Consider the following 15517-nt stretch of genomic DNA (forward strand, 5'->3'; position numbering starts at 1 on the left):
CCTGGCGACGCGACCGGATGGCGTATGGGAACGGCCGGAATGATCAAGCGGATCCGGCGGTTCCGGTCCCGTCGGGTCCGGCGGACTTCCGGCCGAGCAGCCTGTTCGCCCGGGACTCGATGCCCCAGGCCGTGACCCGCCACAGCGCCTCGACGAGGATGTCCTTGCTCATCTTGGAGTCGCCGAGTTCGCGTTCGACGAAGGTGATGGGCACCTCGACCACATGACAGCCCGCCTCGACGGCGCGCCGGGCCAGATCGACCTGGAAGCAGTAGCCCTGGGAGGAGACGGCGTCGAGGCCGAGCCGCTCCAGGGTCTCCCTGCGGAACGCCCGGTAGCCGCCGGTGACATCGCGGATCGGGACGCCGAGCAGGACACGGGAGTAGGTGCTGCCGCCGCGGGAGATCAGCTCGCGGGTCCTGGGCCAGTTGACGACCCGTCCGCCCGGCACCCAGCGCGAGCCGAGCACCAGATCGGCGCCCTTGAGCGCGGTCAGCAGCCGGGGCAGTTCCTCGGGTTGATGGGAGCCGTCGGCGTCCATCTCGACGAGTACGCCGTAGTCGTGCTCGATCCCCCAGCGGAAGCCCGCCAGATAGGCGGCGCCGAGCCCTTCCTTGCCCCTGCGGTGCAGGACCTTGACATGACTGTCCTCGGCGACCAGTTCATCGGCGATCTTGCCGGTGCCGTCGGGGCTGTTGTCGTCGGCGATGAGGATGTCGGCCTCCGGCACCGCGGCGCGCACGCGGGTGACGATGGTCCTGATGTTCTCGGCCTCGTTGAAGGTCGGGATGATCACCAAGGCTGTACCGAGCGGGCCGTACCGCCTCTGGCCACCGTCGTTCACTGCTGCCCCTTAATCGCCGTACGCAGGTGCTCCAGCTTAGCGAGCACGCCATGGCCGACGACCACCGTGGTGATCCTGTGTCGGTGGGGATGGGCGGTGATGTCCGGAGATGGAGGACGGAACCGGAGATCTTGTTACGTAACACGTACCGGCGAAGGGAAACCCGAGGGAAACGGAGGGAGACACCTACTGCGGATCGGGACCCGGCGTCCTTCGGGCCGACCTGGGACCCGCTGGCTGCGGGTCGACCGAAAGCCGTTGTCTACTGAACGCCGGGCCCCATCCGGGGTCGCACCTGCCGACCGGCTGAAACCTTCCCCTCGCCCCCGAGACGCGACTGCTGGGCCTGGCTCCCAGTGGTGGTGCGCCGGTGCGGCACACCGCCCCATGACCCAGTGGCGTTCGACGACTGCGTGGAGGCTGCCGGACGGACGTCCTGTGGTGGACCCGGCCGAACCTACCCGCCGGTGGCTGCTTACTGTCAATAGTCGTTTGACCTGCGGTGTTGACCCAGATCACCAGGTCAGTGGAGAAGATCCGCAGGTCGCGGCAGAGGCCGGCGGGCATCGGGTGGCGGCACGAAATGTCCGTACGTCACTCGTTCGGTCGCAGGAAGACCGTTTGCCCGGAGACGACGGTCCGCAGGCATTCGGGCAGCGGGCGGCCGGGCGTCAGATCCGGCAGGCCCGGCGTCCCCGAGCGCGGATCGGTGGACCAGCGGGCCACCCGGTCGTCGGGGGCCTGGACCACCAGCTCCTCCGTCCGCCACACCGCGTAGTCGGCGGGGGCGCCGGGCACGAGCGTACCGGCGTCGTCACGGCCCATGGCCCGTCGGCCGCCACGGGTGTGGGCGGTGAAAGCCGCCCGTACCGAGATCCGGTGTTCGGGGGTGCGGTGGAAGGCGGCGGCCCTGATGGTGCCCCAGGGATCCAGCGGGGTGACGGGGCTGTCGGAGCCGAAGGCCAGCGGCACGCCGGCGCGCAGCAGCGCGGCGTACGGATTGAGGGTACGGGCGCGGTCGGCGCCGAGCCGCTGGGCGTACATGCCGTCGGCGCCGCCCCAGAGCGCGTCGAAGACGGGCTGTACGGAGGCGGTGAGGCCCAGCTCCGCGAAGGCCGCGACGGTTTCGGGGGTGAGCATCTCGGCGTGCTCGACACGGTGCCTGGCTCCCCGGATACGGGCCAGGCCCAGGCGCTCGGCGGCGGCGCGCACGCCCTCGACGACGGTGCTGATCGCGGCATCGCCGATGGCGTGGAAACCGGCCTGGAGCCCGGCCTCGGTACAGAAGGCGACATGGGCCGCGACCGCGGCGGCGTCGAGCTGGGCGGTACCGGTGTGGGCGGCGTCGGCGTAGGGCTCGCGCAGGGAGGCGGTGTGGGAGCCGAGGGAGCCGTCGACGAAGAGATCACCCGCGGCTCCGGCGGCGCCCAGCTCCTGGACGCGCCGGGCGCCCTTCTCGTCGGTGATCCGTTCGGCCCAGTAGCCGTGGATCCGTGGTCCCCGCTCGTCCTCGGCCAGTCGCAGCAGTGCGGTGAAGTCCTCCTCGTCGGAGATCTCCGGCCCGCCGCACTCATGGAGCGCGCCGATGCCGAGCGAGGCGGCGCGGGCGCGCGCCGCCCGCTGCGCCTCGGTGCGCTGGCGTGCGCTGATGGACCCGTGGGCGGCCGCGCGCACGGCGTGGTGGGCGGCGGCCGTCAGCGGCGCGTCCGGGTGGTAGCCGGTCAGTGAGGTGACCCCCGGGACCAGATCGAGCAGTGCGGTGGTCACGACCGCGGAGTGCACGTCGATCCGCGTCAGATAGAGCGGCCGGCCGCCGGCCGCGTCGTCGAGCTCGGCACGGGACGGGGGGCGCTGCTCGGGCCAGCGGGCGGAGTCCCAGCCGTGGCCGAGCAGGATCCGGTCGCCGGGGTGGGCGATGCGGTGGTCCCGTACGAGGTTCAGCGCCTCCGGCAGGGTCCGGGCGCCGGACAGGTCGAGACCCGTGAGCGCGAGGCCGGTGGCGGTGGTGTGCACGTGGGCGTCGGTGAACGCGGGGGTGACGAGCGCGCCTTCGAGGTCGATGACCTCGTCGACACCGGAGGCGAAGGAGTCCGCGGCGCCTTCGGAGCCCACCCAGGCGATGTGGCCGCGTTCTACGACCATGGCGGTGGCGAAGGGGTCGGCGGGGCTGTGGACTTCGCCGCGGCGGAGGAGGGTGGTGCGGAGGTCCGGGGCGGTGCGGTTGGTCATGCGGACAGTGTCGCGCGGTGCGGGGCCGGCCGGGGGCGCGGGGTCGTGGTGCCGGTGGTCGCCCTCGGCCTCCGCCCTGGTGGGGAGCGGGGTGATGCGACTCCGTGGGCGTTCCGGTCAATGATCAGAGCCTCGGTGGGCGGGACTCGTAGGGGGTGGAGAGGACCACCGTGGTGCGGGTGGAGACTCCGGCCAGGCTGCGAATGCGGGTGAGCATGTTTTCGAGCGCCAGGGGGGTCGCCACCCGGACCTTGAGGATGTAGTTCTCGTCGCCCGCCACGCTGTGGCACGCCTCGATCTCGGGGATTTCGGCGAGCCGGTCCGCGATGTCGTCGGGGGCGCTGGGGTCGAACGGTTTGACCGAGATGAACGCGGTGAGGGGGAGGCCGACCTCCTCCAGGTCGACCACCGCGGCGTAGCCGCGGATGACGCCTCGCTGCTCCAGCCGGCGTACGCGCTGATGCACCGCCGAAGTGGACAGGCCGGTGGCCTTGCCCAGGTCGGTGTAGCTCATGCGGCCGTCCTTGACAAGCAAATCCACGATCTGACGATCCAGCTCCTCCATACGGATCAACCTATTGCCCCGGGCCGCTTCCAGCACAGTCGGGAGTGAGCCGAAGCAGCGCGCGGGGGGCCGTGTGACGAAGACCACAGGCCTCTGGGCGGGTCCGTCGAGACCTTACGGTTACCTGGCTCGCGCGACGGGAATTGCTTGCTGTGGTCGAGACCATAAGAGCCTGGTCGGCCCACCCGAGGGGGAATGTCTCCATGCAGAGCCTGAAGCGCGCCGGACGTACCGAACCGGAGCCCGTTGAGCTTGTCGACGCCGACGAGCCCGACTTCTACGACACCTTCGAGATGTACCGGGTCGTCTGCCCGGACTGTGCGCAGCCAATCGCGTTGCTGGCGGACGAGGATGTCCTGCCGGAGCACGCGCTGTGCCCCTCCCCGTGGAATCCGTTCGTGCTCTCGGTGTGTGCCGGTACGGGCCGTTCGGCGTCGGAGGCTCCGGCCGCCGACGCGTCGTCCGAGGCTCAGGAGCAGGACACGGCGCTGCTGCTGACGCTGCCGCAGGGGCTCGACTGGCGGACGCAGCCGTTCTCGCATGTCGGCGGTCCCGGCTCACGTCCGTTCAAGGTGCCGACCCTCCAGCGGCACGCGGCGTAGACACCCACGCACGCTGACGGTCCGTCGGCGTGCGCGCGGTGGTGTTCAGCGGGTTTCCGGGCCCGTCAGATGACGGGCGATCACCATGCGCTGGATCTGGTTGGTGCCCTCGACGATCTGGAGCACCTTCGCCTCACGCATATAACGCTCCGCCGGGAAGTCCGCGGTGTAGCCGTAGCCGCCGAGTACCTGTACGGCGTCGATGGTGACCTGCATCGCGGCGTCCGTGCAGAACAGCTTGGCCATGGCGGCCTGTTGGGAGAACGGGCGGCCCGCGTCGCGCAGCCGGGCGGCGGCGAGGTAGAGCGAGCGGCCGGCCTCGATCCTGGTGGCCATGTCGGCGAGCAGGAAGCGCAGTCCCTGGAAATCCGCGACGGGTCTGCCGAACTGCCGCCGCCCTGTGGCGAATTCGACGGCTTCGTCCAGGGCCGCCTGGGCGAGTCCGACGGCGCAGGCGGCGATGCCGAGGCGGCCCGAGTCGAGGGCGGAGAGCGCGATGGCGAAACCCTGGCCCTCGTCGCCGACGCGGCGGTCGTCGGCCACCCGCACGCCGTCGAAGTGGATTTGGGCGGTGGGCGATCCCTTCATACCCATCTTCTTCTCGGGGAGCGCCGTGTTCAGTCCGGGGACGTCGCCGGGGACGAGGAAGGCCGTGATGCCCCGGGCGCCCTCCTGGCCGGTGCGCGCGAGCACGGTGTAGAAGTCCGCGATGCCGCCGTGGGTGATCCAGGCCTTGGTGCCGGTGATGACCCAGTCGTCGCCGTCCCGTACGGCCTTGGTGCGGAGCGAGGCCGCGTCCGAGCCCGAGGCGGGCTCGGAGAGGCAGTACGCGCCGAGGAGGCCGCCGCCCAGCATGGCGGGGAGGTGCTCGGTCTGCTGGGCCTTCGTTCCGTAGCCGGCGAGGGAGTGGCAGGCGAGGGAGTGGACGCTGACACCGAGGCCGACGGTGAGCCGGGCGGCGGCGAGCTCTTCGAGTACCTGGAGATAGACCTCGTACGGCTGACCCCCGCCGCCGTAGGCGGAGTCATAGGGGAGGCCGAGCAGTCCGGATGCGGAGAGGAGGGTGAAGAGTTCGCGGGGGAAGTGTCCGGCGTCCTCCTCCTCGGCCGCCTTGGGGGTGATCTCCCGCTGGATGATGTCGCGTACGAGGGCGACGAGGTCCTGGGACTCCTCGGTGGGCAATTGGCGTTCCACCGGTCGCGGGGCGCGGTCGGACATGGCGGCGCTCTCCTCCCTGTCGGGCGCTGCGGCGGTCGCGCGCGCAGGGTGTGGCGGCGCCGCCGGCTGGAGTCCGGGGGTGCCCCCGGACGGCAGTGGTGCCCAGCCGATGCTGCCCCTCCGGATCGCGGAAGCGGCTGATCAGTGGCTGTGGCGCGTTGAGTATGCCCGATCGGGCGCCTTTCGTCACGGGTCGGAAGGGTCCGCGGGCACGGTGCAACTTGGTTCGAACCATTGACCTCACTGGTCTAGTCCTTCTAACGTCCACCTCAACGCATTTCGCGTTCATGCCAAGTCAACGCCATGGCATCGCTGTCCCCCCACTCGCTCTTCCTCCCCCACGAGGAGATCCCGTGCTCAGACTCCACCGTCCCCGCGCCCGGTTCCGCGCGCTGATCGCCGCCGCGTGTACCGCCGTCCTCGGCGTGACGCTGCTCTCCGGAGCGGGCAGCGCGTCCGCCGGCGAAGCCTCCCCCACCACGGCTGCCGCGGCCGGTGACAAGGTGATCGGCTACTTCACCAACTGGGGCGTCTACGACCGCAATTACCACGTCAAGAACATCGAGACCTCCGGCTCCGCCGCCAAACTCACCCATATCAACTACGCGTTCGGCAATGTCACCGGCGGCAAGTGCGTGATCGGCGACTCGTACGCCGACTACGAGAAGGCGTACACCGCCGACCAGTCCGTCGACGGCGTCGCCGACACCTGGGACCAGCCGCTGCGCGGCAACTTCAACCAGCTGCGCAAGCTCAAGGCGCAGCACCCCGGTCTCAAGGTGATCTGGTCCTTCGGCGGCTGGTCCTGGTCCGGTGGCTTCACCGAGGCGGCGAAGAACCCGGCGGCGTTCGCGCAGTCCTGCCGCGCGCTGGTCGAGGACCCGCGCTGGGCCGATGTCTTCGACGGTATCGACATCGACTGGGAGTACCCCAACGCCTGCGGTCTGACCTGCGACTCCAGCGGTCGTGACGCGTTCAGGAACCTGGCTTCCGCGCTGCGTACCGAGTTCGGTTCCGACCTGGTGACGGCGGCCATCACCGCCGACGGCTCGGACGGCGGGAAGATCGACGCCGCGGACTACGCCGGCGCCGCGCAGTACCTCGACTGGTACAACCCGATGACGTACGACTTCTTCGGCGCGTTCGCGGCGCAGGGCCCCACCGCCCCGCACTCGCCGCTCACGTCCTACCCGGGCATTCCGACCGAGGGCTTCAACTCCGACGCGGCCATCACCAAGCTCAAGGGGCTCGGTGTCCCGTCCGAGAAGCTGCTGCTGGGCATCGGCTTCTACGGGCGCGGCTGGACCGGCGTCACGCAGAAGGAGCCGGGCGGCACCGCGACGGGTGCGGCGCCGGGCAAGTACGAGGCGGGCATCGAGGACTACAAGATCCTGAAGACCTCCTGCCCGGCCAACGGCACGGTCGGGGGCACCGCGTACGCCTTCTGCGGCAACCAGTGGTGGAGCTACGACACCCCCGCGACCATCGCCGGGAAGATGGCGTACAAGAACCAGCAGGGGCTGGGCGGCACCTTCTTCTGGGAGCTGAGCGGGGACACCACCGACGGTGAGCTGATCAAGTCGATCAACTAGGGCGTGTTGCGAAAGTAGCGCCGTCCGCCCGCAGGCCAGGCGGGACTTTCGCAACACGCCCTGGTGCCGCGATCGGCAATGTTTGCCCGTCGAGGAGCGGCACTAGGCCCGTCGGGGGCGGGGAGCCTCAGCGGCCCCCGCCCCCGGCGACTTCATGCCCCCGGCGACTTCATGCGCCCGGGGGCTCCTGGTGGCTCTCGTCGAGGCCCGTGAAGGGGCGCCAGTCGAGGTCCGGCGGCGGCGCGGGGCACTCGGGGGAGAACTCCTCGATCGTGTTCAGCGTGTGGCGCAGCATCCGTACCAGCAGATCGCGCGGGATCTCCCTGGGCAGGTCGTGCTGGTACTCCAGCCATTCGAGCGTGAGCCACTCGACGCCGCTGAGCCAGCCGAGCAGTGCGAGCCGGGCGATCGGCGGGATGTCGGAGCGGCCGTACGCGCCCTGGGCGACCGTGGAGACCAGCCCCGTCCGTACGGCGTCGCGGATCGCCTGGACCTGGGTGTCGAAGCCGACGCCGCCGGTGATGATGGTGCGGTACGCCGCCTCGTTGTACTGGGCGAAGCTCAGATACGCCTCGACCGTGCGCTGTACGCGCTGGGTGCGCGGGAGATCGGCGCCGCCCGAGGCGAGCGAGACGAGTTCGGCGACCGAGTCCTCGACGATGGCGAGGTAGTAGCCGCGCTTGTTCTTGAAGTAGTAGTAGATCAGCCCCTTGGCGACTCCGGCGTGCTGGGCGATGTCGTCCATCGACAGCGCGTCGTACGAGGTGTCGGCGAACAACTTGCGGCCGATCGCGATGAGTTCGGAGCGCCGGACCTGGGAGCGTTCGGAGCTGCCGCGCTGTTCACTGCGATTCACATTCGCGTCCTGGTCTCCGGCTGCCACGGGGTGTGCGCACGATCGCCCGCAGTATCGCAGAGCACCCCCGGGTCGGCGCCACGGGCGGCCGGAGGAGATCATTCCTCCGGCCGCCCGGGAGGATGACGCGTCAGAGCAGGCCCACCGACCGCAGGGCCCGGCGCTGGGCCGCGTCCGGCACGGCGGGCCAGTAGACGTAGCAGACGCCGCCCGTGCCGGAGGCCACCTGGCCCGAGGCGTTGTACCGCTTGGTCCTGAGCCAGATCGTCTCCCATTCCGGACGCCGGTAGACGCGGCGAACGGCGGGGTTGTCCGGCGAGGCGGGGTCATTGGCGATCACATCGCCGTCGGCCGTGAAACCGATCACGGTCATCAGATGACCCGCGGTGCCGTAACCCGCCCCCGTCAGCTCCTCCTTGAGGAAGGACTGCGAGGTGATCACGGGGATACCCGCGCGGATGAGGGTCTCCACGTCGGTGAGCGAGCCCAGCCGGGTCACGGCCGCGCTCATGTCCCGGTAGGTGGCGGCGTACGCGGCGTTGAAGGGCCAGTTGCCGCAGCCCTCGTACTGGTAGTCGTAGGTGAACCGGGCCGCGTGGCAGACCTGGGGGTCGGCGAAGTCCGGGTTCACCCAGGCGAGATCCCCGGCGGTGGGCCGGCGCCCCCAGTACTCGATGATCATCTGTGAGGAGGTGGGGCTGCACCAGGCCTCGCCGCCGTTGTCGTACTCGGGGTACTGCCCGGCATGGGTGTTCTGCGAGTAGCGCGGCACGATCAGCTCGCGGGCGAGCCCCGGCGTGGACGCGGGGACGGTGAACCGGTCCGGGACGTCGGAGGCCATCGCGCCCGCCCGGTGCACCACCGGTGTGAGCGTGCTGCCCGGCCTGCGGTGGAGAGTGAGCCGCAGCCGGTACGAGGCGAGGCGCAGCCCGCTCGCCGGGGCGTCCACCGAGAAGGTGTCGGTCCAGACGCTGCTCCGCCCGTCGCTCTGGCCGTCGACGGACGTACGCCGGATGTCGCCCGCGCCGTCGCCCGCGGTCCAGCGGCCCATCACGTACCAGGGCGTCTCGGTGCCGTCGGCATACTGGCCGCGCAGTTCGATCTGGAGCCAGGTACCGGCCGGGGTCCGTGCGTTCCAGGAGGCGATCACCTCGGTGGCGGGCACCTTCGAGCGGTGCAGGGGTGAGGTCCAGGTCCCGTACTCCCAGGTGGTGGTCGTACCGGTGTGCGGATCGGCGTAGTCGGTACGGCCCGCGGGGGTGCCGATCACCAGCGAGGGCCGGGCGCCGGACACCGCACGGGTGCCCTTCGCGGTACCGGCGCGCCAGTCGGCGTACGAGGTCCAGAAGGCGTTGTCCACGAGAGGGTTCGCCCCGTTGGGAGCGGTTGAGGGGGGTGGGGCGGGGGTCCGGTCCGGGGTCGGGGCGGAAGCGGCGGCGGCCGGGACCGCGCCCGCCGCACCGGTGCCCGCGACGGCCGCGAGCGCGGCGGCCAGCACGGTTCTGCGTGAGGAGGGGCTGGTCATGAGAACCTCCGGTCGAAGGCGGAGAGAGCGGTGAGAACGGTGGAGAAACGGGAGAGCACGGAGAGATGACGGGCTGTTCGACAGTCGTCCACTATCGCGGTTCACGGTGGGCCCCTGCCAGCGATTCGGACCGCGTCGGCACACCAATATTGGTCTTCACCACTGGCGTGACCTGCGGCGGCGACCGCGCCCGGACGCGTGGGGCGCGGCCTCGTAGGGTGGGACAGATGAACGACCTGACCGAACCGGCCGCGGCGCTGCGCGCTCTGCCGCCCTCCTGCGGCCCCGTCCGGCTGATCGCGGTCGACGGGCACGCGGGCTCCGGCAAGAGCACCTTCGCGACGCGGCTGTCGGCGGAGCTGGCCGGGGCGCCCGTGCTGCGGCTCGACGACCTGGCGACCCACGAGCAGTTCTTCACCTGGGGGGAACGGCTGAGGGCGCAGGTCATCGAGCCGCTCTCGCGCGGCGCGAGCGCGCACTACGCGCCGTACGACTGGACGCTGCGGCGGTTCACCGCGCCGCGTCCGCTGCCGCCCGCCCCCGTGGTGATCATCGAGGGCGTGGGGGCCGGGCGGCGGGCGCTGCGGCCGTGCCTTGCCCGGCTCTTCTGGATGGACCGGGGCCCGGAGGAGTCCTGGGAGCGCGGCCGGCGGCGTGACGGACCCGCGCTCTCGGCCTTCTGGGACGAATGGACAACGGCGGAGACACGCCATTTCGCGGCCGACCCCTCGCGGTCCTTCGCCGATGCCCTGGTAACCGAGCGACAGATGGGGTACGAGATACGCACGGGGCCCCGGACGACCGCGAGAGCGGACCAGACCATCACGCAGCGTGATCAGCTTCGGCCTCCATACTGACCAGTCGGAAATCGACCCCGGGAGAGTGCCCAACTCGGCTTGACCGAGGGGCCGGACAGGTCTTACGTTCTTAATGTGCGGCTTTTCGGAGCCGCCCCAGACGCGAAGCCCCCGGTTGTTCCCCCGTGATCGGGGGCTTCGTTCTGCCCTTCGCACCTGTTCGCCGCCGCCTCCCCCGCGCCGTACGCCTCCCGCGCTCACCCTGGGTCACCGCTCCGCCCACGCTGCGGTGCCCTTAGTCGCACACCCTCTGCGCAGGTACGATGCCTCTCGGTGCGGTCAATTCCCGTCCGCGACAAGGTGGTTCGGCACGCTGCCGGCGGGCGCCCGCCCGGCGGGACATTCCGGGGGCACGGTTTGTGGGGGACCTGATGGATATCGGCACGCAGGGCACGCAAGCCCCGGCCGACCTCGCCTGGGTGCGCGGTGTGGACGCCTACACGATGGGGGCCTATCCCCAGGCGGAGGAAGAGTTCAGGACCGCCGTACGGCTCGATCCCGGGATGGCCGACGGCTGGCTCGGGCTGCACGCGCTGCGGGTCGACACCACCACCGCCCTGCTGCGGATGTACCGCCACCGCGACCGCTTCGGCGAGCAGCGCTCCCGCCACCGCCGCACGCTCAACTCCTGGTACTGGCTCGGCTGGTGGGTGCAGCCGGTGCTGGAGAGCGGGCGCGATCTGTTGCTCGCCCATGCCTCGCACTGGCTGGACGGCCGCCATGTACCGGAGCTGGACCGGGCCCTCGCGGGTCTGCCGCCGGTGGACGCCGATCCGCAGGTGCGCTTCCTGCACGCCTGCCGCGCTTATCTGGTCAAGGACTGGGACCAGCTGGTGCGCCACACCGAACCACTCGTCCAGGACCCGCTGCTGGGGATCGAGGCCGGACTCTTCGGCGGGATGGCGCGGGTGCGGCTGGAGATGTACGGACAGGCGGAGCCGCTGCTGTCCACCGCGCTGATGCGCTGCCGCAGCGAACAGCCGCAGCGCAAGGAGCTGCGGTACTGGCTGGCCCGCGCCCACGAGGGCACCGGCCGCAGCGCCGCCGCGCTGCCGCTCTACCGGGCCGTGCACCGGCTCGATCCGGCGTTCATGGACACCGCGGCCCGGCTCGCCGCGATCACCGATTCCGACGGGTACGAAGGGCCGGACGATCCGGTGGGGATGGCCTCGGTCACGCGGGCGGGGCTCGGCCAGGACGTGGCGGACACGGCGGGCGTGGCGGAGTCCGGGGGCGAGCCGGAGGGTTCGGCCGGCTCCGACGTACGGCTCGGCAACGGGGCGCAGCCCCAGCTGGGCGGTGTCGCCCCGCCTCCGGCGCCCGAAGGCGTACGGGAGAAGTCCCCGCCGCCCCCGCCACCCGCTCCGCCGCGCTTCCCGGACGGCCCGACCGATCCGGCGCTGCTCGCCGAAGCGCTCGCCGAACTGGAGCGGATGGTCGGTCTGGAGCCGGTGAAACGGCAGGTCAAGGCGGCGACGGCGCAGCTGCACATGGCACGGCTGCGGGCCGGCCAGGGGCTGCCCGTCCAGCCGCCGAAACGTCACTTTGTCTTCTCGGGCCCCTCCGGCACCGGCAAGACCACCGTCGCCCGGATTCTCGGGCGGATCTTCTACGCCCTGGGGCTGCTCGGCGGGGACCATCTGGTCGAGGCCCAGCGGGCCGACATGGTGGGCGAGTTCCTGGGCCAGACCGCCGTCAAGGCGAATGAGCTGATCGACTCGGCGATCGGCGGGGTGCTCTTCGTCGACGAGGCGTACAGCCTCTCCAACTCGGGCTACAGCAAGGGCGACGCGTACGGCGACGAGGCCCTTCAGGTGCTGCTGAAGCGCGCCGAGGACAACCGCGACCATCTCGTGGTCATCCTGGCCGGCTATCCGGAGGGCATGGACCGGCTGCTCGCCACCAATCCGGGCCTCTCCTCACGCTTCACCAGCCGGGTCGACTTCCCCAGCTACCGGCCGCTGGAACTGACCGCCATCGGCGGCGTGCTGGCCGCGGAGAACGGCGACGTCTGGGACGAGGAGTCCGCGGACGAGCTGCGCTCGATCAGCGGACATGTCGTCGACCAGGGATGGATCGACGAGCTGGGCAACGGCCGCTTCGTGCGGACGCTGTACGAGAAGAGCTGCGCGTACCGCGATCTGCGGCTGTCCGGGTACAGCGGGACACCGACCCGCGACGATCTGGCGACGCTGCGGCTGCCCGATCTGATGCAGGCGTACGGCGAGGTGCTCTCGGGGCGCGGCCCGGCGAACCGCGGCCCCCAGGACATACCGCCCGTTTAGGTCCTGTCCGGTCGGACAGGACCTAGGGCGTGTCTGATAAATAGCGCCGTCCGCCCGGAGGGCGGGGCTCACGGCGTCTGGTGCGTGCGATCGCAAGGCGGAGGGTCGTCCTCGTAGCGGAGCTACGTGGACGAGCCCGACAACGCGGCGAGCGCGCGTGCCAGACGCCGCGAGCCAGGCGGAATTTGTCAGACACGGCCTAGGGCGTGTTGCGAAGCCCTGCTTTCGCAACACGCCCCCGGAGCTCGGTTCGGCGGAGCCTGGGCGGCCCTGTCAGCGTGCCAGGACCTGGTCCGCCTGGTCCGTGCGCTGCTCACCCACCAGGGCCGCCTTCGGCGCCGTCGCGCGGTGGGACGGGTCGCGTACCTCACCGACCAGCATTTCCAGTACGTCCTCCAGGGCCACCAGGCCGAGCACCCGGCCGGACGCGTCCGCGACCTGCGCCAGATGCGTGGCCGCGCGGCGCATCACGGTGAGCGCGTCGTCCAGTGGGAGTTCCGCACGCAGCGTCGCCATCGGCCGCCAGATGTGCTGCGGCACGGCGCGCTCGCCGGCTTCCAGATCGAGGACGTCCTTGACATGCAGATAGCCCATGAAGGCCCCGCCGCCCTCCGCGCAGACCGGGAAGCGGGAGTAGCCGGTGCGTACCGTCAGCTCCTCGATCTCGCGCGGGGTGACCGCGGGGGTCACCGTCACCAGGGAGGCGCGGGTCAGGAGCACGTCCGTGACCGGGCGGCTGCCCAGTTCCAGGGCGTCCTCCAGCCGTTCCTGCGCCTCCGGTTCGAGCAGTCCCGCCTGGCCCGAGTCCTCGACGAGCCGGTTGAGCTGCTCGCTGGTGAAGACCGCCTCCACCTCGTCCTTGGGCTCGACATGGAAGGCCCACAGCACCAGCCGGGCGCAGGCGCCAAGTCCGGCCGTCACCGGGCGGCACAGCCGGGCGAAGCCGACCAGGCCGGGGCTGAACCAGAGCGCGGTCTTCTCGGGCGCGGCCATGGCGAGGTTCTTCGGGACCATCTCGCCGATGACCAGATGCAGGAAGACGACCAGCGCGAGGGCTATGACATAGCCCAGCGGATGGATCAGCCCCTCGGGCATATGGGCGGCGTGGAAGACGGGCTCCAGCAGATGCGCCACCGTGGGCTCGGCGACCGCGCCGAGCGTCAGGGAGCAGATGGTGATGCCGAACTGCGCGGCCGCCATCATCTGCGGCAGATTCTCCAGACCGTGCAGCACCTGTCTGGCCCGCGCGGAGCCGCGTGCGGCGTGCGGTTCGATCTGGCTGCGGCGTACGGAGACGAGGGCGAACTCGGCGCCGACGAAGAAGCCGTTGGCCAGGACGAGGAGCAGGGCGAAGACGAGTTGCAGGGCGCTCATCGGGCGCCCTCCGCCATCGCCGGGACGCAGTTCCGCTGATCGGCCGGGGTGCCCGCCGGAAGCTCGGCGGTACGTACCAGCCGGACCCGCTCGGCCCGGTAGCGGTCCACCTGGCGTACGGAGAGCCGCCAGCCCGGCAGCTCCGCCCGGTCGCCGGGGGCCGGGATGCGGCCCAGCAGATCCGCGACGAGGCCGGCGAGGGTCTCGTACGGTCCCTCGGGTACGTCGAGTCCGATCCGCCGCAGGGTGAGGACCCGGGCGCTGCCGTCGGCGTCCCAGGCGGGGCGGCCGTCCTCGGGCGCGACGGGGGCCAGTTCCGGCCGTCCGTCGCCCTCGGCGTCGTGCTCGTCGCGTACCTCGCCGACCAGCTCCTCGATGATGTCCTCCAGGGTGACGACGCCGGCCGTACCGCCGTACTCGTCGACCACGATGGCTATCGGCTGCTCGCTGCGCAGCCGCTCAAGGAGCTGCTGCACGGGCAGGGTCTCGGGGACCAGCAGGGCCGGCACGGCGATCCGGCCGGCCGGGGTGCTCAGCCGCCGCTCCACCGGCACCGCGAGCGCGTCCTTGAGATGCACCATGCCCACGATCTCGTCGATGCGCTCCCGGTAGACGGGGAAGCGCGACAGACCGGTGGCGCGGGTGAGGTTGAGGACGTCCGCGGCGGTCGCGTCGGCCTGGAGCGCGCTCACCTTCACCCGGGGGGTCATCACATGCTGTGCGGTGAGCCGGCCGAGTGAGAGGGTCCGTACGAACAGATCGGCGGTGTCCTGTTCGAGGGTGCCCGCGCGGGCGGAGTGGCGGGCCAGGGAGACCAGTTCACCGGGGGTGCGGGCCGAGGCGAGTTCATCGGTCGGTTCCACGCCCAGCAGCCGGACGAGCCGGTTGGCGACGGTGTTGAGCAGGGTGATCACCGGCCGGAACACGGTGGCGAAGAGATGCTGGGGCCCCGCCACGAACCGCGCGACCTGGAGCGGCCGGGAGACCGCCCAGTTCTTCGGAACGAGTTCGCCGATCACCATCTGGACGGCGGAGGCGAGCAGCATGCCGATCACCACCGCGACCCCGGAGACGGCCTCCTCGGGCAGTCCGGTCGCGGAGAGCGGGGCGTCCAGCAGCCGGGCGAGCGCGGGCTCGGCGAGCATGCCGACGACCAGCGAGGTGATCGTGATGCCCAGTTGGGTGCCGGAGAGCTGGAAGGACAGTTCCCGCAGGGACCTGACGACCGTACGGGCGCGGCGGTCGCCCGCGGCGGCGGCGCGTTCGGCGTCGGGACGGTCCACGGTGACGAGGCCGAACTCGGCGGCCACGAAGAATCCGTTGGCGAGGATCAGAAGGAATGCCGCGGCGAGCAGCAGAAGGGGGATGGTCATGCCGCCGCCTCTTCGAAGGGGGCGGCGCAGGTACTACCGGACGATCCGTCCATTGCTGGAGGGAGTCACTCCTCGGGTCGCAGGTGCCCCGCGGGCCGGATACGGCCGTCGAATGCGGAGCGGGGCGCACTCGGCGCCTCCGGCACCAGAGTAATCAAGACAGCGGCGAAGGGGGCAGTGCTGTACGGCCGTGGATG

At 71.1% G+C, this 15517-nt stretch carries 12 protein-coding genes; 4 read left to right on the forward strand and 8 right to left on the reverse strand.

Annotation, left to right across the window (positions count from 1 at the left end; translation table 11 throughout):
* Nucleotides 1-43: 43 nt before the first annotated feature.
* The 3 genes from ACIRQP_RS14590 to ACIRQP_RS14600 all read right to left on the reverse strand — a co-directional run bounded on the left by ACIRQP_RS14590 (nt 44) and on the right by ACIRQP_RS14600 (nt 3638).
* Nucleotides 44-844, reverse strand: coding sequence for a polyprenol monophosphomannose synthase (locus tag ACIRQP_RS14590; RefSeq protein ID WP_403888742.1), 801 nt, complete (start codon nt 842-844; stop codon nt 44-46).
* A 594-nt stretch (nt 845-1438) separates the two neighbouring features.
* Entirely contained in the window at nt 1439-3073 is a 1635-nt protein-coding gene (locus ACIRQP_RS14595; protein WP_403888745.1) for an amidohydrolase, read from the reverse strand.
* A 124-nt stretch (nt 3074-3197) separates the two neighbouring features.
* Complete coding sequence (locus tag ACIRQP_RS14600; protein ID WP_403888748.1) at nt 3198-3638, reverse strand: Lrp/AsnC family transcriptional regulator; 441 nt, start codon at nt 3636-3638, stop codon at nt 3198-3200.
* Nucleotides 3639-3841: 203 nt separating this feature from the next.
* On the opposite strand from ACIRQP_RS14600, the gene ACIRQP_RS14605 reads away from it, so the two are divergent.
* The gene (locus ACIRQP_RS14605) at nt 3842-4240 is read left to right on the forward strand and encodes a hypothetical protein (RefSeq protein WP_403888750.1); all 399 of its coding nucleotides are present in this window, start codon (nt 3842-3844) and stop codon (nt 4238-4240) included.
* A gap of 45 nt (nt 4241-4285) precedes the next feature.
* Here the strand turns inward: ACIRQP_RS14605 and ACIRQP_RS14610 are convergent, their stop codons facing one another.
* Nucleotides 4286-5458, reverse strand: a complete 1173-nt coding sequence (locus ACIRQP_RS14610; protein ID WP_403888753.1) for an acyl-CoA dehydrogenase family protein — start codon at nt 5456-5458, stop codon at nt 4286-4288.
* Between the two features lie 353 nt (nt 5459-5811).
* Between ACIRQP_RS14610 and ACIRQP_RS14615 the strand changes: the two genes are divergently transcribed.
* The gene (locus ACIRQP_RS14615) at nt 5812-7050 is read left to right on the forward strand and encodes a glycoside hydrolase family 18 protein (RefSeq protein ID WP_403888756.1); all 1239 of its coding nucleotides are present in this window, start codon (nt 5812-5814) and stop codon (nt 7048-7050) included.
* 169 nt (nt 7051-7219) lie between these two features.
* Here the strand turns inward: ACIRQP_RS14615 and ACIRQP_RS14620 are convergent, their stop codons facing one another.
* Together ACIRQP_RS14620 and ACIRQP_RS14625 are read right to left on the reverse strand one after the other, a co-directional pair.
* Nucleotides 7220-7906, reverse strand: coding sequence for a TetR/AcrR family transcriptional regulator (locus tag ACIRQP_RS14620; RefSeq protein WP_403888759.1), 687 nt, complete (start codon nt 7904-7906; stop codon nt 7220-7222).
* Nucleotides 7907-8036: 130 nt separating this feature from the next.
* Nucleotides 8037-9431, reverse strand: a complete 1395-nt coding sequence (locus ACIRQP_RS14625; RefSeq protein ID WP_403888762.1) for a peptidase C39 family protein — start codon at nt 9429-9431, stop codon at nt 8037-8039.
* 227 nt (nt 9432-9658) lie between these two features.
* Here ACIRQP_RS14625 and ACIRQP_RS14630 point away from each other — a divergent pair, with 227 nt between their 5' ends.
* Together ACIRQP_RS14630 and ACIRQP_RS14635 are read left to right on the forward strand one after the other, a co-directional pair.
* The gene (locus ACIRQP_RS14630) at nt 9659-10288 is read left to right on the forward strand and encodes a uridine kinase (protein ID WP_403888765.1); all 630 of its coding nucleotides are present in this window, start codon (nt 9659-9661) and stop codon (nt 10286-10288) included.
* 371 nt (nt 10289-10659) lie between these two features.
* Nucleotides 10660-12573, forward strand: a complete 1914-nt coding sequence (locus tag ACIRQP_RS14635; protein WP_403888768.1) for an AAA family ATPase — start codon at nt 10660-10662, stop codon at nt 12571-12573.
* Between the two features lie 273 nt (nt 12574-12846).
* Here the strand turns inward: ACIRQP_RS14635 and ACIRQP_RS14640 are convergent, their stop codons facing one another.
* Together ACIRQP_RS14640 and ACIRQP_RS14645 are read right to left on the reverse strand one after the other, a co-directional pair.
* A complete protein-coding gene (locus ACIRQP_RS14640) occupies nt 12847-13947 on the reverse strand; it encodes a hemolysin family protein (RefSeq protein ID WP_403888771.1) in 1101 nt (366 codons plus the stop codon).
* A complete protein-coding gene (locus tag ACIRQP_RS14645; RefSeq protein ID WP_403888774.1) occupies nt 13944-15320 on the reverse strand; it encodes a hemolysin family protein in 1377 nt (458 codons plus the stop codon). The genes ACIRQP_RS14640 and ACIRQP_RS14645 overlap by 4 nt, the downstream gene beginning before the upstream one ends.
* Nucleotides 15321-15517: the final 197 nt, after the last annotated feature.

Origin of the sequence: Streptomyces sp. NPDC102274, assembly GCF_044766385.1 — a bacterium.
GTDB lineage: Bacteria > Actinomycetota > Actinomycetes > Streptomycetales > Streptomycetaceae > Streptomyces.